At 42.4% G+C, this 19,453-nt stretch carries 17 protein-coding genes; 6 read left to right on the forward strand and 11 right to left on the reverse strand.

Annotated elements, in window-relative coordinates:
• Positions 1–72: 72 nt before the first annotated feature.
• Positions 73–303, forward strand: a complete 231-nt coding sequence (locus tag FD725_RS27440) for a hypothetical protein (RefSeq protein WP_179051042.1) — start codon at positions 73–75, stop codon at positions 301–303.
• 29 nt (positions 304–332) lie between these two features.
• Positions 333–1,703, forward strand: a complete 1,371-nt coding sequence (gene trxB, locus FD725_RS27445; RefSeq protein WP_179051043.1) for a thioredoxin-disulfide reductase — start codon at positions 333–335, stop codon at positions 1,701–1,703.
• Positions 1,704–1,802: 99 nt separating this feature from the next.
• Here trxB and FD725_RS27450 read toward each other — a convergent pair whose 3' ends face one another.
• The 3 genes from FD725_RS27450 to FD725_RS27460 form a co-directional block, all read right to left on the reverse strand.
• Positions 1,803–2,042: a hypothetical protein gene (locus FD725_RS27450; protein WP_179051044.1), complete on the reverse strand. Its 240-nt coding sequence runs from the start codon at positions 2,040–2,042 to the stop codon at positions 1,803–1,805.
• A 365-nt stretch (positions 2,043–2,407) separates the two neighbouring features.
• A complete protein-coding gene (locus FD725_RS27455) occupies positions 2,408–2,743 on the reverse strand; it encodes a XisI protein (RefSeq protein WP_179051045.1) in 336 nt (111 codons plus the stop codon).
• Positions 2,731–3,147: a XisH family protein gene (locus tag FD725_RS27460; RefSeq protein WP_179051046.1), complete on the reverse strand. Its 417-nt coding sequence runs from the start codon at positions 3,145–3,147 to the stop codon at positions 2,731–2,733. Before FD725_RS27460 ends, FD725_RS27455 begins: the two co-directional genes overlap by 13 nt.
• 93 nt (positions 3,148–3,240) lie before the next feature.
• On the opposite strand from FD725_RS27460, the gene FD725_RS27465 reads away from it, so the two are divergent.
• The 3 genes from FD725_RS27465 to FD725_RS27475 all read left to right on the forward strand — a co-directional run bounded on the left by FD725_RS27465 (position 3,241) and on the right by FD725_RS27475 (position 5,422).
• On the forward strand, positions 3,241–4,137 hold the full coding sequence (locus FD725_RS27465; protein WP_179051047.1) for an ABC transporter permease: 897 nt from the start codon (positions 3,241–3,243) through the stop codon (positions 4,135–4,137).
• Between the two features lie 55 nt (positions 4,138–4,192).
• Positions 4,193–4,387: a hypothetical protein gene (locus FD725_RS27470; RefSeq protein ID WP_179051048.1), complete on the forward strand. Its 195-nt coding sequence runs from the start codon at positions 4,193–4,195 to the stop codon at positions 4,385–4,387.
• Between the two features lie 138 nt (positions 4,388–4,525).
• Entirely contained in the window at positions 4,526–5,422 is an 897-nt protein-coding gene (locus FD725_RS27475) for an ROK family protein (protein WP_179051049.1), read from the forward strand.
• 17 nt (positions 5,423–5,439) lie between these two features.
• Here the strand turns inward: FD725_RS27475 and FD725_RS32755 are convergent, their stop codons facing one another.
• The 3 genes from FD725_RS32755 to FD725_RS27485 all read right to left on the reverse strand — a co-directional run bounded on the left by FD725_RS32755 (position 5,440) and on the right by FD725_RS27485 (position 7,794).
• The gene (locus FD725_RS32755) at positions 5,440–5,568 is read right to left on the reverse strand and encodes a hypothetical protein (protein WP_256871787.1); all 129 of its coding nucleotides are present in this window, start codon (positions 5,566–5,568) and stop codon (positions 5,440–5,442) included.
• A 37-nt stretch (positions 5,569–5,605) separates the two neighbouring features.
• Positions 5,606–6,028 (reverse strand): hypothetical protein, encoded by a 423-nt coding sequence (locus FD725_RS27480; RefSeq protein WP_179051050.1) that lies wholly within the window; start codon positions 6,026–6,028, stop codon positions 5,606–5,608.
• 128 nt (positions 6,029–6,156) lie between these two features.
• Entirely contained in the window at positions 6,157–7,794 is a 1,638-nt protein-coding gene (locus FD725_RS27485) for a CTP synthase (RefSeq protein ID WP_179051051.1), read from the reverse strand.
• 201 nt (positions 7,795–7,995) lie between these two features.
• Between FD725_RS27485 and FD725_RS27490 the strand changes: the two genes are divergently transcribed.
• Positions 7,996–9,834: an N-acetylmuramoyl-L-alanine amidase gene (locus FD725_RS27490; protein WP_179051052.1), complete on the forward strand. Its 1,839-nt coding sequence runs from the start codon at positions 7,996–7,998 to the stop codon at positions 9,832–9,834.
• Between the two features lie 83 nt (positions 9,835–9,917).
• On the opposite strand, the gene FD725_RS27495 is transcribed toward FD725_RS27490, so the two are convergent.
• From FD725_RS27495 to nifJ, 5 genes are all read right to left on the reverse strand, one after another.
• Positions 9,918–12,923, reverse strand: coding sequence for a PAS domain-containing protein (locus FD725_RS27495; RefSeq protein WP_179051053.1), 3,006 nt, complete (start codon positions 12,921–12,923; stop codon positions 9,918–9,920).
• Positions 12,924–13,026: 103 nt separating this feature from the next.
• Positions 13,027–14,550 (reverse strand): diguanylate cyclase domain-containing protein, encoded by a 1,524-nt coding sequence (locus tag FD725_RS27500; RefSeq protein ID WP_256871790.1) that lies wholly within the window; start codon positions 14,548–14,550, stop codon positions 13,027–13,029.
• Positions 14,551–14,884: 334 nt separating this feature from the next.
• Positions 14,885–15,232, reverse strand: a complete 348-nt coding sequence (locus tag FD725_RS27505; protein ID WP_179051055.1) for a hypothetical protein — start codon at positions 15,230–15,232, stop codon at positions 14,885–14,887.
• 14 nt (positions 15,233–15,246) lie between these two features.
• Positions 15,247–15,630, reverse strand: a complete 384-nt coding sequence (locus FD725_RS27510; RefSeq protein WP_179051056.1) for a papain fold toxin domain-containing protein — start codon at positions 15,628–15,630, stop codon at positions 15,247–15,249.
• Positions 15,631–15,728: 98 nt separating this feature from the next.
• A complete protein-coding gene (gene nifJ, locus FD725_RS27515; protein ID WP_179051057.1) occupies positions 15,729–19,301 on the reverse strand; it encodes a pyruvate:ferredoxin (flavodoxin) oxidoreductase in 3,573 nt (1,190 codons plus the stop codon).
• Between the last annotated feature and the right edge of the window lie 152 nt (positions 19,302–19,453).

A 19,453-nucleotide genomic window follows, 5' to 3' on the forward strand; every position in this document is an offset into this window, starting at 1 on the left:
TTTTCAAGACAGAGGTACGCAGAGGTTTCCTCAGCAGATTAGGAAATGCTATGTGGGAATTCGATTTGATTTTTGAATAAAATTAAGTATTTGTGGTGGCATGGTAAGGCTAAAATCTTGCGAAAAAATTGTCGGTTGAGTGTAGCGGTAGCTTCACGCAACACCAAGATATACGTTGGGTTACGCAAAGCCTCCAACGCCACTTGCTACAACGCGGGGAACCCGCGCAACGCAGTGGCTCCCCAACCTACTAATACTTACTTCCACGCCATACCAAATTTTCTGAATGTTATGCTATATTAAACGTAGTCGTTATGAGTTTGTATAAGTATATGTCTAACCCGACTGTAGAAAACTTAGTCATTATCGGTTCTGGGCCGGCAGGGTATACAGCAGCTATTTATGCAGCAAGAGCAAACCTGAAACCTATTGTATTTGAAGGTTTCCAAGCCGGGGGTTTACCTGGGGGGCAACTCATGACAACAACAGAAGTCGAGAACTTTCCGGGGTTTCCCCAAGGTATTACGGGGCCGGAATTAATGGATAAGATGAAAGCGCAGGCGGAGCGCTGGGGGGCTGAGTTATATACTGAGGATGTGATTTCTGTAGATTTAAGTCAGCGTCCTTTTACTATCCGTTCGGAAGAAAGGGAAGTCAAAGCACACAGTATTATTATTGCCACTGGCGCGACAGCCAAGCGCTTGGGTTTACCGAGTGAACAGCAATTCTGGAGTCGGGGGATTTCGGCTTGTGCAATTTGTGATGGTGCAACGCCGATTTTTCACGGTGCAGAATTAGCGGTAATTGGTGCTGGTGACTCGGCGGCGGAAGAATCGATTTATCTGACTAAGTACGGCTCAAAAGTGAATTTGTTAGTGCGTTCTGAGAAGATGCGCGCTTCTAAAGCCATGCAAGACAGGGTTTTGAGCAATTCCAAAATCCAAGTCCATTGGAATACAGAAACCGTAGACATATACGGTGATGGTCACATGGAAGGGATAATAGTGCGTAACAACAAAACTGGAGAAGAAAGCAAACTGACAGCCAAGGGTTTATTTTACGCTATTGGTCACAAACCTAATACAGCCTTATTTCAAGGACAGCTAGAACTGGATGAAGTGGGTTATGTGGTGACTAAACCTGGTTCGCCTGAAACTAGTGTAGATGGTGTGTTTGCCGCCGGAGACGTACAAGACCATGAATATCGCCAAGCAATTACAGCTGCGGGTAGTGGCTGTGCGGCGGCGTTGTTGTCAGAACGGTGGTTGTCGGCTAATGGTTTAATTCAAGAATTCCATCAGCAACCGACTATTAATAATGAGCTAGAAACTCAACCTGTGGCTCAAAAGACGGAAGCAGAACAAGATGCAGAATTTAACTTGCAGGCAACCCGCCATGAGGGAGGTTATGCTCTACGGAAATTATTCCATGAAAGCGATCGCCTGATCATTGTCAAATACACCGCCCCTGGTTGTGGCCCTTGTCATACCCTCAAACCCATACTTAATAAAGTAGTCGATGAATTTGATAGTAGAATTCACTTTATCGAGATTGACATCGATAAAGACCGAGATATTGCCGAAAATGCTGGCGTAACCGGGACACCCACAGTCCAGTTTTTCAAAGACAAGGAACTGTTGAAAGAAGTTAAAGGTGTCAAACAAAAGAGCGAATATCGCCAGTTGATTGAAAGTAGTCTTTAGGGAAGCGGGGAGTAAGTAATATTATCAAATTACTCACTCCCCATCTTCACAAATTAATCTGTGAAATAGATACTAAAACATTTGTGTCAATAACAACTTTCATTCTCCGCGTCTGTAAGCTTCTATTTCGGCTGTTATTTCTTCTTCTGTAATATCCTGTACTCCTGGTAGTGACTGGGTTTTATCAAATAAAATTTCTATTTTTTTATTTATTTCTTCTTTAAGATTGTCCTCTGGCACAATAATTATCTCTACTCGTTGTCCCGGCTGAAAAGGCAAATCTGATAATATTAATTGTTTTGGATCTTTAATAGTGATGTATTTTTTGTAAGCGTTCATAATTCCTCTGTTAATTTACTAGTATTGTCTGGCAATTAGTGGATTTACGTGTTTTATTAGTTAATCTTCGCTCTGAGCCACATATCCTTAGAGGTTGTTTGAAAAGTCTAAATTAACACCAGATCCGGCGATTAGAAATCGCGGCTACACAGGCAAAACCCACCTTCGTGGGTTTGAAATCCTTAATTTTGCGTTAGTTCGCGCAGGCAGACTTGGTTTGTGTAGTAGCGAATTATATTCGCCCAAAACTTTTAAAACATCCTCTTAGATGAAGACGCGATTTATTGCATCTCTACAAATGGTTTATTTGTTGAATTCTGTTTTTAAATTGGTATAACTTTTAATCTTTTGAAGATACAGAAAACTTATGCAATAGCATATCCCGTGTGCTGTCTAACATTTAATGGGTGAAATCCTAGAACAATTTTATCTTTGGGAATACCAGCTGCTACTAATTCGTAGGTTACACCATCTTCTGTATCATCTCGTTGCACCCAAATTTTATCATCAATAATGTCAAGATGCACTAGGCAACCGTGAATTCTTTTAACTCCATCCCAGCCTAATGTGAGCAACAAATAGCTATTATTTTCGCTATCAAATACTGGTTTACATTCAATGGCTGCATAGGAATAAGGGATTTCAGTGTATGGTAGTAACACTTGTTCGATAATACGTTGATAATCATCTAAGGTATCCATTGAACAATCCTCTCAGTTTCTGGATTAAAAACGAGTAACTTGAGATTTTCACTTTCTATTAACAGTCTACCAATTGGTTCTTCAAACAAAGTTTTAAATACGCTGTCACGCACACCTAAATATAGTGTTCTTTCTGGTTCCAAACGATAGATAACAGCACGATATAAAATAAATCCACCAATAGCATCTTTAAGGTCTGCTATTTCCGAAGGACTGACAAAACTTTTAATTTCTACAGCTATCTTTTTAGTGCCTTGTTCTGCGGCTAAGAGTTGTTTTGCTCCTAAATCTACATACATATCTTTTTGACCCCATTTTAAATGTAAGGGGTCATCTGTAATGAGCCAGCCTGCTTGAATTAGGGCATTCTTAACAGCATCGTGATAAATATCTCTTGCTGGCATATGAAAAATTTTGCATTTTGAATTGTGATTCGTCAATCCCCTCTATCATATGTAAAATGGTCAGCGTATCTTGCTTGATCCAGGCGATCGCTCATGACCATTACTAAACGTCAGTGGCCTAAATTGGCACGTTTTTGGCAAAATCCTAGTCTTTCCCAACGGCTGATGCTGGTTGGGTTGGCTATTACCGTCTTTTTTATTTTTCTCGCATTCTTTGCTCCAGTCTTACAATCTTGGGGATGGCTGCAAAACCCTAAAGATTTCCTGGCTAACGTTCCGCAAGAACCACCATCAGCTAAACATTGGTTTGGGACGAGTCGTTTGGGACATGATGTATTTTCCCGTACGGTGTTTGGCGCGCAAGCGGCGTTGCAAGTGGTGATTTTAGCCACGGCGTTGAGTATGATTGTTGGTGTGCCGTTGGGGATGGTGAGTGGCTATCTCGGCGGTAGGTTAGATAAGGCTTTGCTGTTTCTCATGGATAGTATTTACACCTTACCAGGGTTGTTACTTTCGGTGACATTGGCATTTGTGGTAGGGCGAGGGATATTAAATGCAGCGATCGCTATTAGTATTGCATATATTCCCCAATACTATCGGGTGGTGCGTAACCATACAGTCAGCGTCAAAACAGAGGTATTCATCGAAGCGGCGCAAGCAATGGGTGCTTCGACTTGGGTGGTGTTATCTCGGTATCTATTTTTCAATGTCATTCAAAGTGTACCTGTACTGTTCACCCTCAATGCTGCTGATGCAATTTTAGTACTTGGCGGGTTAGGATTTTTGGGATTAGGATTACCAGAAGAAGTTGCCGAATGGGGACATGATTTAAAACAAGCTTTGGAAGCATTACCCACTGGGATTTGGTGGACGACACTTTTCCCCGGTTTAGCAATGACATTCATGGTGGTAGGGTTATCACTACTTGGTGAAGGGTTAAATGAGTTTGTCAATCCTCGATTACGAGGAGAAAATGGAAACCGAAAATAGTAGAGACGTTGCATGCAACGTCTAGATATTTATTTATTAATTGAGAAAAATCAGCATGAAAGATCACATTTCTTTAATTGCGGCGGCGGCTGGTGGGTTTATGCTTTCTGTGGCTTTGGCTGGGATTTTGCGGGGTGCGCCAGTCATGAGTTGGGAACAATCACGGGTTAATTCTTATCCAGCGACTAGTTTACGGATGGCATCGGTGCGTTCTGATGAAACAATGAGTTATGTAGGAATTCCTAAGTAAGTGAGGTATAGATTTAATAATTGTAAACGCACAGGAGCGCGAAGGATTTGTACTTAGTGCCTTCAAGCCGCTTGATAGGCGATCGCTCTTAATAAGACAATACTCAAAGAGCGCTGATCAGATTTTGGGTGTGGGATTGTGGGGAAAGCTGAAGTAATAGGTATTGATGTGGGGGGAACAGCGATTAAGCTGGGACGATTTAATGAAAATGGGGTTTGTTTACAGTCTTTAACTGTGGTGACTCCTCAACCACCAACACCAGAAGCGGTTTTTATGGTAATGGTGGAGGCGATCGCCCAAATTGACCCAGATAATCAAACTATAGCTATAGGTGTGGGTACTCCTGGCCCTGCTGATGCTACAGGACGTATTGCTCAAATTGCGATTAATTTACCAGGATGGATAAATATACCTCTAGCTGATTGGTTAGAAGCCAAAACTGGTAAGCCGACAGTGATTGATAATGATGCTAATTGTGCAGGTGTCGGGGAAGCTTGGTTAGGCGCTGGACGAGGGTTACAAAATTTTATCCTGCTGACTTTAGGCACTGGGGTTGGTGGAGCGATTATTCTCAATGGTAAATTATTTGTCGGACATCAAGGTGCGGCGGGAGAGTTGGGATTAATTACTCTCAAACCTGATGGTTTCATGTGCAAAAGTGGGAATCAAGGCTCCCTGGAACAATACACTTCTATTAAAGCCATTCGTCGCCGGACTGGGAAAGAACCTGCCGAATTAGGTGCATTAGCTGAAGCTGGTGATGAGGAAGCTTTAGCATTTTGGCGAGAGTATGGCAGAGATTTAGGTATAGGTTTGGCTAGTATAATTTACATTTTAACACCAGAGGCGATCGTTATCGGTGGTGGTGTTAGTGCAAGCTGTGAATTTTTCTTACCTACACTCAAAGCCGAAATTGCCCAGCGAGTTATGCCCACATCTCGTGCAGGCTTACAAATTCTCCCAGCACAACTAGGCAACTCGGCGGGAATAACAGGTGCAGCAAAATTAGCATGGCAATTAATTCGTAATTCGTAATTCACGCCTAATGTGTATTAGACGTTGAAACCACGCATTCTCGTGTAGAGACGTTGCAATGCAACGTCTCTACCAAGCGCGAAATCCTCGATATTGCGTTGATATTTGTAATTCACATCAGACGTAATTCGTAATTCGTAATTCATGACTATTGACTAATGACTAATGACTAATGACTAATGACTAAGAAAAATAATACCCTGTGGTCTTCTGTACGTATTCCAAGACTTTTTCGTAGGAGTCGGGGTTACTCACAGGGTTAATAATGATGGGGATAGTACCATCGGGTAGCCAAAAGGTTATTCTTCCATTGGCTTCTTGGCAAAAGGAACTGATGCAATGGAGGTTGATGACATATTCATTTCTTTCGTAAATGATTTTTACCCAATGGGCATTTTCTACTTCTAACCCAATCACTTGTTCTAGATAGTGGAGAACTTTGTGATAGTCTTCGAGGTTACTTTGGGGATTAATTACAATGGGAATGGCGCTGTCGGGTAACCAGAAGGTGACTCTGCCGTTCTTTTCGTAACAAAAAGCATTTACACGGTCAAAATTAATTACATACTCTTTCCTCTCATAAAAAATTTTCACCCAGTACGCCACAACATCCTCTCAACTCCGAAATTCATGAACGATGCTAACCCTGTATGTGATGAAATCTGCTGACGGCTTAAGTTAATGTTGCTGTTTGTTCATTCAAAATTAACATTGAATTTTTAATTTTGAATGATTTAAGACACTTCGACTGGTGTTTGTAAACTAGCAGTGGGATGAGTACGGTTGATGGCAGCCTGCATAAACCCTTTAAATAAAGGGTGGGGAGTGCCAGGACGAGATTGAAACTCTGGGTGAAATTGGCAAGATATAAAGAATGGGTGTTGTGGATATTCGACAATTTCCACTAAGCGCCCATCAGGAGATGTACCACTAATGACGTAGCCAGAATCTAACAACAGTTGACGGTAGGTGTTGTTAAATTCATAACGATGGCGATGGCGTTCTTGAATTACTTCTGTTTGATAAAGTTGGAACGCTAGAGTATTGGGGAGAATTTGGCAAGGATACACACCTAAACGCATGGTTCCGCCCAAATCTACGACATCTTGCTGTTCAGGTAACAAGTTAATAACTGGGTAGTTGGTGGCTGGGTCAAATTCAGCACTGTTTGCGCCGATTAATCCACCGACATTTCTGGCCCATTCAATTACAGAACACTGCATTCCCAAGCATAAACCTAAGAAGGGAATTTGGCGATCGCGGGCATATTTAATGGCAGAAATTTTGCCATCGACTCCACGAGTGCCAAAACCACCAGGTACGAGTATGCCGTCTACACCCGCTAAATAGGTTTCTGGCGGTTGGTTTTCTAAATCTTCGGAGTTTACCCACCGCAGGCGTAAATCTCCGTGTGTAGCAATTGCGGCATGGCGTAATGCCTCTACGACTGACAAATAGGCATCACTTAGCCTGACATATTTACCAACAATGGCAATTTCTACAGTATGCTGGGGACTATATAGACCTTCCACCATCGATTGCCATTTAGCTAGATTTGGTTGGCGTTGTTCCATTTGCAACAAATCTAGGGCTTGTTCTGCTAGTCCTTCCCGTTCCAGTATTAAGGGTACTTCGTAGATACTTCTAGCATCCTGGGCAGTAATCACACATTCCACCGGCACATCGCAAAATTCTGACAATTTTTGCTTTAGTCCTACAGGGATCGGGCGATCGCTCCGACAGACTAAAATATCTGGTTGAATGCCGATTGATCTCAGTTCCTTGACTGAATGTTGTGTCGGTTTAGTTTTCATCTCCCCAGCCGAAGCAATATAAGGTAACAAGGTAACGTGCATATACAGCACATTTTGCCGTCCTACCTCTTTGCGTAACTGGCGAATGGCTTCTAAAAACGGTAGTGATTCAATATCGCCTACTGTCCCCCCAATTTCTGTAATCACCACAGAGGGGTTTGTCGCCCTCGCTACTGACAAAATCCGGTCTTTAATTTCGTTGGTGATGTGGGGGATCACCTGGACTGTACCACCATTGTAGTCGCCACGACGTTCTCTCATAATGACCGACTGATAAATCAAACCAGTGGTAACACTATTGAGTCGTGACATCAAAGTATCGGTAAAGCGTTCGTAATGTCCCAAGTCCAAATCTGTTTCTGCACCATCTTGAGTAACAAAGACTTCACCGTGCTGAAAAGGACTCATTGTACCTGGATCAACATTAATATAAGGGTCGAGTTTTAAAATCGACACCGAATAATTCCGTGATTTGAGTAAACGGCCTAGACTTGCTGCTACAATGCCTTTGCCAATACTGGAAACTACACCTCCAGTTACAAAGATAAACTTAGTCATAGTAGTTTGAATTTCTATCAACTGCTAAAAATACCTTCCAAAAGACATCCCGTAATTGTGCCACAGTCGTACCAATTGAAAATTCAAAATTCAGAAATCTAGATTTTACAAGGAGTTTCAGAATTTGGAACTGTTGTATCGAGAATTTTCGTTGATTGGTATCACATAGTTAATTTTTCGTGAATTTTTTTGTGATCTGCTGTGAAAAAATCTCTCATCCCAGTTATATTAAGCTGCTTTCTCACCTCCTCTGTAGCATTGGCCGAACCAACGCCTTCTCTGAAAGTTGTTTATCCCCAAACAAACCACCAGACTAGTGCGGAACAAATCTTTTTTCTTGGTACAGCACCACCAAATGCACAAGTTGTCATTAATGGCAAGCCAATTACCCGCAGTCGCTCTGGTCATTTTGCTCCAAGTTTTCCTTTACAGTTAGGAGAGAATAGCTTTCAGATCCGTCATCAAAATCAAGTGCTTCAGATTAAGGTGACAAGGCTGAGTAATCAGCCAGAAATACCCCAGGGGTTAGCTTTTGCTCAAGGTTCCCTCACTCCATCCGCCGATATTACCAGACTACCAGGGGAACTCATTTGTTTTAGCGCAGTTGCACCACCAAACGCCAGTGTCTCTGTCAAAATAGGTAATCAAACTGTGGCACTGCTCCCCCAATCCCAACCAGCGCAACTACCAAGTAATTTGGCAGCTCTCACCGGACGTAATCAACCCTCTAACCAGTCTAACGTGGGCAAGTATAGTGGTTGCACTATATTGTTACAACCTGGCTCTCTCCTCTATGGGAACGACATCATCACTGGTGCTGTTGTCCCAGATGCAACTGAAGAGGTAGATTTGGGAAAACCCCAGTTTCAACTGACACTGAATGGTAAGACGATAACTCAACCGGGGACTGGCAAAATTCACATCCTCTCACCTGACCAATTACCAGTAGCTGAGGTAATAGCAGATGCCGGTGTTGCCAGAACTGGCCCCAGTACCGATTATTCTCGCCTGACACCACTACCCAAGGGAACACGAGCTACAGTCACGGGAATAGAGGGAGAATGGCTACGTTTAGACTATGGTGGCTGGATTAATAGACAGGAAACTCGCACGCTTCCAAAAGCTGTGCCGCCACGCACGATAATTCGCAGTGTCGGGTATCGTCAACTTCCAGGAGTCACGGAGATAGTTTTCCCCCTACAAACTCCTGTGCCTGTGAGTGTCCAGCAAGGTAATAACTCTTTAACCCTCACACTCTACAACACCACTGCCCAAACAGACATTATTCGCCTGGATGATGACCCCTTAATTTCTCGCCTAGATTGGCAGCAGATGGCAAATGGACAGGTACAATACACCTTTAACCTCAAAAAAGCTCAACAGTGGGGATACAAGCTGAGATACGACGGTACAACCCTGGTCTTGGCTTTGCGTCACGCGCCTAATATCAGACAAAGCAGACTCAAGCCTCTTTCTGGTATCAAGATTGTACTCGATCCCGGTCATGGTGGCAAAGAATCTGGTGCATCTGGCCCCACAGGATATCTAGAAAAAGATGTAAATTTGGCTGTATCTAAGTTACTGCGCGATGATTTGGTCAAATTAGGGGCAAATGTGGTGATGACAAGAGAAACTGACAAAGATGTTTCTCTGCCAGAGCGTCAAGCAATTATCAATCAAGAATTACCTGCGATCGCTCTCTCTATTCATTACAATTCTTTACCTGACGATGGCGATGCGGAAAATACCAAAGGAGTTGGGACATTTTGGTATCATCCCCAAGCGCATAGTTTGGCTGTGTTCATGCAAAATTATCTCGTGAGAAAACTCGGTAGACCATCCTACGGAGTATTCTGGAATAACCTTGCACTCACACGTCCAGCATCTGCACCTTCAGTACTGTTGGAGTTGGGTTTTATGAGTAATCCTGATGAATTCGAGTGGGTGACAAATTCCCAAGAACAAAAGAAGTTAGCGAAAACTTTGGCGGAAGGGGTGAGTGAGTGGTTGAGAAATCAGGCGTTGCAGAATAGGGGATGAACTTAGGCAAGCAGGGGAGGCAGGGGGTGCTGAGTTATGACCAATGACCAATGACCATTGACTATTGACTATTGACTATTGACTCATTCCCCAAACTCCTGACAATGCTGGACGATGATCTGAAATTGATAATTGTGAGCGAGATGATTTAAGGCGGCGATGAGAGATGTGTGCTGTGGGGGGATTTGTTGAATGAGATGGATGACGGCATCATCATCACAGTGGAGTGCGGCTTGATGTAACTGTTGAATCCAAGTGAGAGGCATGACTAATAGGCTGTTGAGGGTTAGTTCTTCGGGATGGGAATTGGTGGTGGTTGAGGATTCGCTATCGGCAAAGATATAGCGTAGTCCTAAATATGTTTCCATTTGGGAAAATAACTCTTGTTCTCGGAAGGGTTTAGTAATAAAGTCATTACATCCAGATGAGAGGGCGAGAGTGCGATCGCCTCGTGAGGCTTGAGCTGTCAGTGCGATAATAATTACTGTTTGCCCATCGGGGTGAGAACGAATCTGTTGTACTGCTTCATAACCATCCATCCCTGGCATTCGGATATCCATAAAAATTAAATGTGGATGCCATTCTTGCCAAAGTTGAATGGCTGCTTCTCCTGTGTCTGCTTCCTTGACTTCTAGTCCGACAATTGTCAATAACTTAAAGAGCAGTAAACGATTTTCGGCTTGATCATCTACGACCAAAATACGGTAAGGTGGCTGATCTGGAGCTAATCCTATCACCTGACATTGAACCACAGAGGAGGGAATATCGTTAGTTCTAGCCAAGCGCACAGGCAGTTTTACCCAGAACGTACTCCCCATCCCAGAAATACTAGTGGCTGTAATTGTCCCTCCCATCAGCTGCACAAATTTTTTAGTAATTGTCAATCCTAATCCTGTACCTTCTGATGATGTTTTGCCAGCCCGTGCTTGCACAAAAGCATCAAAGATAGTCTGCAAGTCATGGGGGGAAATACCAATGCCGGTGTCTTCAACGGCAAAGTGTAAGGTGTAAAATGGGTGAGTTTCTGCTGGGTTGTTTTGATAAGCTTGTGGAACTTCCCCTCGTACATGCAGAGTGACACTACCTCTTTTCGTGAATTTGATGGCATTGTTGAGGAGATTGATTAAGACTTGCCGCAGTTTATTGGGATCGGTGATGATGAACTGAGGCAAATTTTTTGCTAAATCTAAGTGCAACTCCAAGGCTTTGGCTTCAGCTCTTTGGCTAAACATATTATGCAAAGACTTGAGTAACCCTGGCAAGTCAAAACCACTTTCATCTAAAGAGAGTCGTCCAGCTTCGATTTTTGACAAATCCAGGATGTCATTAATTAACCCCAGCAAATGATCTCCACTACGATGAATGATACTCAAACTCTCTCGCAGTTCTGGTGTCAATGAGGAGTCACGGCTCATGACTTGAGCAAAACCCAAAATCACATTCAGAGGTGTGCGTAACTCATGGCTCATGTTGGCTAAAAAAATGCTTTTGGCTTGATTGGCAACTTCTGCTGCTTCCTTGGCTTGTTGTGATGCCAATTCAGCGAGTTTGCGATGGGTAACATCTTCTACAATATAAGAAAACCTGAAATTGCCACTAGAACTGACACCAACAGGACAAACACTAGCTGCCAGCCATCGTTGTTCTGTGGCTGTATTGTGGGTATATTCAAAGCGTACAGGGGCTTGAACTGCGTAGGCTGCTTGATAATAATTGATCCATTGTTCAATAATTATTCTGGGTACTCCCATTTCACTGGCAAAGCGATTCTGCATAGCTTGAGGAGTGGTGCCAAAAAATTTGGCTGCGGCTTGATTATCTCTTAGATGTAAAATATCGTTGTTGCAGAGTTCTACAATACCCATGAGCATTGAGCCACTATTGAAGAAACTCCGCAGTGTCGATTCACTCTGTCTCAGGGCTGCTTCCGAGAGTTTGCGCTCATGAATATCTTGGTGGGTTCCAGCCATGCGCAACGCTTTGCCGTTTTTATCTCTCATCACGACTTTGCCGTAGTCAGCTATCCATCGCCATTCCCCTGAGTTGGTGAGCATTCGATAGTCAAAGGAATAACCGATGGTGTTGTCTTGCAAATGTGCTTGTAAGAGTTGCTTTACCCAATTCTTATCTTCTGGATGTATCAGTCTTTCCCAGTGACGCAAATCTTGGGGGAATTCATCTTTGGTGTACCCCAGCATTTCCCAGTATCGTGGACTGTAGTAAACTTCACCTGTGACAACATTCCAATCCCACAAACCATCACCGGAAGCTTCTAGGGCTAGCTGTAATCTTTCTTCACTGTTTTGTAATGCTTCTTGTTGTTGTTTATATTCGTTAATATCGGTGATTGAGCCAGCTATACGAATCGGTTTTCCTTGCTGATTTAAGAGGGTTTTTCCTCTGACCGATACCCATTTATAGCTACCATCTCGGCATTGCATCCGATGCTCGACACAGTATTTGCTAGTTTCTCCACTATGGCATTGCTGGATACTATGGTAAACTCTAGGTGCATCATCAGGATGAATACGTTGCTGCCATTCTGCGGCAGTTGCCACTTCTGTGACATTATATCCTAGTATTTCCATGCAACGGGGAGAGAAGAAGAGATCATCAGTTTCTAGGTTATGATCCCAAATACCATCATTACTACCAGCGATCGCTAATTGCCAACGTTCTATCAGTTGTTCAGATTGTCTCATTACTTGTTGCAAGCTAGCTGAGACACTTTCTGGTGTAATCACACCGATGATTTGGTTCTGTGCATCCAAAATCGGCAGATGACTAATGCTGTGACGCTGCAATAAATCCAAAGTCTCTAATAAAGTACCTAACGCTGATTGCTGAATTGTGATCACTGGTTGAGTAATGACATCGGCAAGTCTCGCAGTTTTTAAGTCTACTCCAGAAGCGATCGCTCTCACTAAATCCCATTGTGTAAAAATCCCCACCAACTTTTGCTGTTCTAACACCACAACACAACTAGTTTTCCCCTGACTCATCACTCGCACCGCAACTTCCACAGCAGTGTCTAACGATATCGTCAAGCACTGTTGAATTAATTGGGTTTGGGGTAAGTCATTGGTCATTGGTCAATAGTCAATAGTCATTAGTCAATGGTCAATAGTCAATAGTCAATAGTCATTAGTCAAAACTCAGCACTCAGCACTCCCTCACTCCCTCACTCCCTCACTACTGAGCGACTCGATAGGTATTTCGTCCTTGGGCTTTGGCGGTGTAGAGTGCTTGATCTGCGGTGGAAATTAGATATTCTGGGGAAAATTTTACTTGGGGAATGAGACTGGAAATACCCATGCTCAAGGTGATAAATTGATGGGTAGCTGATTTTTCGTGGCGAATGGCAAGGTGGGCGATCGCTTGTTGAATCAGCTGTGCTAAACAAATTGCCCCTGCTAAATCGGTATTTGGTAAGATGATGGTAAACTCTTCGCCTCCATAACGGGCTGCTAAATCTGCTGAACGTTTACAACTATTGGCAATTGTTTGGGCAACTTGTTTGAGACAGCTATCCCCTGCTAAATGACCATAATAGTCGTTGTACTGTTTAAAGTGATCGATGTCACACAGAATTAATGAGATTGGAGATTGTCTACGTTGATGTCTTTGCCACTCTTTAGTGAGTGTTTCGTTAAAGTGACGACGGTTAGCTATTTGGGTTAAGCCATCGAGGATTGTTAAACGTTTTAATTCTTTATTGGCCATAATTAAAGCTTCTTGCACCTTTTGCCGTTGCATAAATTCAGCTAGTTCTAGCGCAATGGCTTGAACTAATTGGATAATTTTGGCATCATAAGGTTGTGGCGATCGCTTAAAGAATACCAACACAGCAATGAGATGTTTTTTTAGTATAATTGGTATACTAAAACCTGCTTTTAACTCGGCATTTGCTGCTGCTTGACTCCGGAGAAATGTGGGTATGGGTAATAGAGAAACATCCTCAATCCACTTTGGTTGTCGAACTGCCCAAACTAAACCTGGTAATCCTACATGATGAGTGATGGTTAAATTGGTACTGGCTTGATGGAATTGTTTTAGTAATAAATCAAACTTGTTGTAACTAGTTTGACTCAATTTCATATTTGTCCGATTTGGCTCTAACACCCAGGCTTCACCATAGTCCCAGCCAATAGCCTGACGTATTTTACACAACAGAACTTCTAGAGCGTCATTAAAATCTGCTGCTTGATGTACTGCATGAATTGTTGTTAATAATAGTTGAGTTTCTGTTTCAGCTTGTATTCTTTGCTGAATCTCCTGTTGTAATTTCTGATTATGTTCGGCGATTTGCTGTTGTTGCCGTTGAATTTGGAGTTGATAATTGATCCGTGTTAGTACTTCATCGGCTTGAAAGGGTTTAGTGATGTAGTCTGCACCGCCAACTGCAAAGGCTCTGACTTTATCTGTCACATCATCCAACGCACTCAAGAAGATGATGGGAATTTGACAAGTTCGGGGAGATGCTTTGAGTGCTGCACAGACGGCATAGCCATCCATATCCGGCATATTCACATCCAACAGAATTAAGTCCGGTATTTCTGATTGAATTGTCTGTAATGCCATTTGACCACTGATGGCTTTACGAACTTTATAACCATTCTGGCTCAGAATACTAGAAAGACTACGGAGGTTATCAAGATAGTCATCAACAATCAACAGATTCGCTTTTTTTGGTAATATCTCAGTTTTGGTAAACATAGCGAGACTTGTGTCTCTAAATATGCGCCGGTTTTTTTCGGGATTTTTTACTAACATTTGTCTTTAAGTTTAATTTAATATGTATAATTTATTGCTAAACTTCATGAAAAGTATAAAAATTCACAAATATTTAGACGTTGATTGGGAAAAAATGTGTTAGCACGTATTTATACGTGTTATAAAAAAATTCCCTGTGTCTTAGTGTCTCTGTGGTAGAGATAATCTATCTCACCACAAAGGCACAGAGAGAGTGTTGTGGGTCTGAATCACCCACTAATTAATTCTGACTCCTGTAGCTTGCTTTCCGTAGGGTATTCTGACTCCTGAATTCTTCTTAAATTGTTAATTCTAAACTTGCAGTGCTTTCTTGTTGATGAAGGAATTGCTCAAACAGATGGAAAAATTTATATAAAGCGTCTTTTTCATCAGTAGAATTTAAAAGAATAATACTATCCCATCCTTGAGTGACAGTACTATTATATTTATTCTGTATCCATTCTTGAAATTTATCAAAGTTTTCTTCTTGTTTTGTACGCGGTAATCCTAATTCCATTCTCGCTTGACTATAGCCAATTAATAACATATTTAATCTAGTAATAGAACATTGTCCTATATACATTCCTGGTCTTTGCTTAATTCTTGCCAATAAATGATAAAGATATTCATTTTTTACGTCTAACATATCTCTCAATATCCTTAAAACTCAATTTCTGCAATTTGAAATTGCTGACCAAAATGCACTAAGCCCTGAGACAAGAGATTTGCCATCCATTCATCTCTAGAAATGCCTGCTGGATGATGATTATCAAAAACTGTTTCTATCCCATTAATAATAACGGAAATACCTTGATGACGACCATTAGTAGAGATGGCTTCTTCAGGAAATGTTTCATCATAAATAAAGCTGTTTGCTCCTGTGGAGGCTCCTGTATATAAATTAATTATCTTGCCAGAGATGCTTTCAGAAATTAAGTAGTCTTTAATGGCTTGACTACATTCTACACATTGAAAGTTGTCATAGCCGTTAGCAATAGTATAAATTTGACGTAGTTGTTCGGGAGTAAGAGAAATGGAATGCAACTCCTGTAAAAATGCAATATTGGCATTTTAATACACATTTTGCATAAGTTTGGTAACTTTCATCTTCTTACTTTTCCCGCATTTTTTCCTAATTCACATTAGGCGTTATTCGCTAAATATTGATACATCTGCCAGCGTGCTTCTACTTCAGCTTGTGCTTGTTGTAGTAGTTGTTTGGCGAGTTCTGGCTTACTCTTAGTCAACATTTTGAAGCGGTTTTCTTGATACATTGATTGCTCTACAGATTGAGTAGGCGATCGCATATCTAACTGTAAGGGATTTTTGCCTTGTTGAACTAACAGAGGATTATAACGATACAATAACCAGCGGCCTGATTCTATCAAGGATTTTTGATGATTCATGCCTGTGGTCATGTTGATGCCGTGGGCAATGCAATGGCTATAAGCAATAATTATGGAGGGGCCATCATAAGCTTCGGCTTCTAAAAATGCTTTGAGGGTTTGGTCATCTTTTGCCCCAATGGCGACACTTGCCACATAGACGTTGCCGTAGTTCATCGCCATTAAACCCAAGTCTTTCTTGGATGCAGGCTTACCACTGGCAGCAAATTTGGCTACGGCTGCTCGTGGTGTAGCTTTGGAAGATTGACCGCCTGTGTTAGAATAGACTTCCGTATCCATCACCAAAATATTCACATTGCGACCACTGGCTATGACATGATCAATTCCACCAAAGTCGATGTCATAAGCCCAACCATCACCACCGATAATCCAGACGCTTTTCTTGACTAGGTAATCGGCTAGGGATTTGAGATTATGAATTTGAGATTGACGGTGCGTGTCTCGTTCAGTAATGAGAATTTCGGCTAATTTCTGCTTTAATAATGCTATCCGTTCCCGTTGTTCCCAAATATCAGCTTCTGTTTTTTGTGTTGCATTCAAGATGGCATCGACAAAATTATCACCTAATTCTGTATTGAACTGTTGTAGGAGTTCGGCGGCAAATTCAGCTTGCTTATCGAGTGAGAGACGGTAGCCAAAACCAAATTCAGCGTTATCTTCAAATAAACTATTAGACCATGCCGGGCCGCGTCCTTGGGCATTTTTCGTCCAGGGAGTTGTGGGGAGATTACCGCCATAAATGGAAGAACAACCAGTGGCGTTGGCAACGACAGAGCGATCGCCAAATAGTTGTGTTAATAATTTTAAGTATGGTGTCTCACCACAACCAGCACAAGCACCGGAAAATTCAAACAGGGGTTCTTGCAGTTGTTGTTGGCGAATTTGGTTGAGTTTCAATTTTCGTCGGTCAGGATTGGGTAAACTCAAAAAGAAATCCCAATTTTTCTGCTCCTGTTCCCGTAATGGTAACTGCTGCGCCATGTTAATGGCTTTGCGTGATGGCTCAGATTTATTTTTGGCAGGGCAAATATCCACACAAATCGCGCAGCCTGTACAGTCTTCTGGGGCAACCTGAATGGTATATTTTTGCTGGGCAAAGTCTTTATCTTTAGCATCTACTGATTTGAATGTCAGTGGTGCATTTAATAACTCACTTGGTTGATAAATCTTGGCCCGAATGGCGCTGTGGGGACAAACCAGCACACATTTATTACACTGAACGCAGACATCGGTATCCCACACGGGGATTTCTTCAGCCACGTTACGTTTTTCCCATTTAGCTGTCCCCGTGGGAAATGTGCCATCAGGTGGTAGGGTACTTACAGGTAAGTCATCACCTTGCCATACCATAATTTTTCCGAGAACATCTTGAACAAACTCAGGGGCTTTGGTAGAGAAGGGACTTGAGCGAGAAAGGAAAATATCTTCATCTGTCCATTTGCCTTTTTCCGCAATGGGAACTTGCACCTCATGTAAATTTTCTAAGGTTTGGTCTACCGCTTGCAAATTCATGCGGACAACTTCAGTCCCTTTTTTCCCATAAGTCTTTTCAATGGCTTGTTTGATTTTAGCGATCGCCTCTTGTTGTGGCAAGACTCCAGCTAAGGCAAAGAAACACACCTGCATAATCGTGTTAATTCTTCCACCCATACCACTATTCCGGGCGACTTGATTAGCATTGATGACGTATAATTTCAGTTGCTTGTCTAAGATTTGCGATCGCACTTTCAGGGGTAGATATTCCCAGACTGTATCTGCACTGTATGGACTATTCAACAAGATAGTTGCCCCAAAAGTCGCCGCTTGCAAAACTTCTATCCGTTCCAAAAAGCCCCAGTGATGACAACCAATAAAATTAGCTTGGTCAATTAAGTAAGTTGAACGAATTGGCTGTGTACCAAAACGTAGATGAGAAACTGTCATCGAACCAGATTTTTTGGAGTCGTAAACAAAATAACCCTGGGCATAGTTATCTGTTCCTTCCCCAATAATTTTAATTGAGTTTTTGTTAGCCCCGACTGTACCATCAGCACCCAACCCGTAAAACATCGCCCGAACAACACTATCCGCTTCGGTGGAGAAATTCGGGTCAAAATCCAGAGATGTGTGTGTCACATCATCATTAATGCCAATAGTGAAGTGATTCTTCGGTTTAGCTTGAGCTAAATTATCAAACACAGCCTTCACCATCGCCGGCGTAAATTCCTTCGACGACAACCCATAACGCCCACCAACAACTGTAGGTAAATTCTCCCCTGCTTCATACAAAGCCGTCACCACATCCAAATACAACGGTTCCCCAGCACTACCTGGTTCTTTTGTGCGATCAAGGACTGCGATCGCCTTTACACTATGAGGTAAGGCTTGAACAAACCGTTCTACATCAAAGGGGCGAAATAGTCGGACTTTGAGAACACCGACTTTTGCACCACAGGCGTTGAGAGCATCGACAGTTTCGTGTACTGTGTCACAACCGGAACCCATGATCACAATCACGCGATCGGCATCACTAGCGCCGTGATATTCGTAAATTTGGTAATATCTCCCTGTACGTTCCCCAAATCTATCCATAATGTCTTGGACAACATCTGGACAGGAGTTGTAGTAAGGGTTTGCCCCTTCCCTAGCTTGGAAATAGACATCGGGGTTTTGGGCTGTCCCCCGCAATAATGGACGATCTGGAGTTAGGGCGCGGGCGCGGTGTGAAAATATTTTATCTTGGTTGATGAGCGATCGTAAATCATTATCTGATAGTAATTCTACTTTCTGTACCTCATGGGAAGTACGAAAACCATCAAAGAAGTGCAAAAATGATACTCGTGTTTCTAAAGTCGCAGCATGGGCAATTAAGGCAAAATCATGACTCTCTTGCACGGAAGCAGAGCATAATAAAGCAAAGCCAGTACCACGAGCTGCCATCACATCACTATGATCACCAAAAATCGATAAGGCATGGGTAGCCAAAGAACGAGCCGCAACATGAACCACTGTGCTAGTCAATTCTCCCGCAATTTTATACAGATTGGGAATCATTAACAACAGTCCTTGAGATGCAGTAAAAGTAGTACTCAAAGCACCCGTTTGCAAGGCTCCATGCACTGCACCAGCTGCTCCCCCTTCACTCTGCATCTGTACTACGCTGGGAACCGTACCCCAAAGATTAGGGCGATTTTCTGCCGCCCAAGCATCAGCCCATTCACCCATTGCGGAAGAGGGAGTAATAGGATAGATCGCAATTACTTCATTTAATTTGTAAGCCACACGGGCAACAGCTTCATTGCCATCAATGGTAGCAAAACTTTTACTCATTATTTTCTGCCTGTCTCAATTACTAGTAATTGTTGTGTCTGCTAATCTGCATCTAGAAACAGCCTGAAGAGAATTATTCAAAATAGCCAGAGCCAGGAAGTTTAAATGTAAGGATTCAGGAGTCAGAATACAAGAGTCAGAATAGTTCAAAT

It is taken from the genome of Nostoc sp. TCL26-01 (assembly GCF_013393945.1).
Lineage (GTDB): Bacteria > Cyanobacteriota > Cyanobacteriia > Cyanobacteriales > Nostocaceae > Trichormus.

Coding starts and splice junctions, on each gene's coding strand:
- FD725_RS27455 (WP_179051045.1), bottom strand. CDS start 2,743: ATGGATACCTTAGATGATTATCAACGTATTATCGAACAAGTGTTACTA.
- FD725_RS27470 (WP_179051048.1), top strand. CDS start 4,193: ATGAAAGATCACATTTCTTTAATTGCGGCGGCGGCTGGTGGGTTTATG.
- FD725_RS27500 (WP_256871790.1), bottom strand. CDS start 14,550: ATGTTTACCAAAACTGAGATATTACCAAAAAAAGCGAATCTGTTGATT.
- FD725_RS27505 (WP_179051055.1), bottom strand. CDS start 15,232: ATGTTAGACGTAAAAAATGAATATCTTTATCATTTATTGGCAAGAATT.
- trxB (WP_179051043.1), top strand. CDS start 333: ATGTCTAACCCGACTGTAGAAAACTTAGTCATTATCGGTTCTGGGCCG.
- FD725_RS27450 (WP_179051044.1), bottom strand. CDS start 2,042: ATGAACGCTTACAAAAAATACATCACTATTAAAGATCCAAAACAATTA.
- FD725_RS27485 (WP_179051051.1), bottom strand. CDS start 7,794: ATGACTAAGTTTATCTTTGTAACTGGAGGTGTAGTTTCCAGTATTGGC.
- FD725_RS27465 (WP_179051047.1), top strand. CDS start 3,241: ATGACCATTACTAAACGTCAGTGGCCTAAATTGGCACGTTTTTGGCAA.
- nifJ (WP_179051057.1), bottom strand. CDS start 19,301: ATGAGTAAAAGTTTTGCTACCATTGATGGCAATGAAGCTGTTGCCCGT.
- FD725_RS27460 (WP_179051046.1), bottom strand. CDS start 3,147: ATGCCAGCAAGAGATATTTATCACGATGCTGTTAAGAATGCCCTAATT.
- FD725_RS27495 (WP_179051053.1), bottom strand. CDS start 12,923: ATGACCAATGACTTACCCCAAACCCAATTAATTCAACAGTGCTTGACG.
- FD725_RS32755 (WP_256871787.1), bottom strand. CDS start 5,568: ATGAATTACGAATTACGAATTACGTCTGATGTGAATTACAAATATCAA.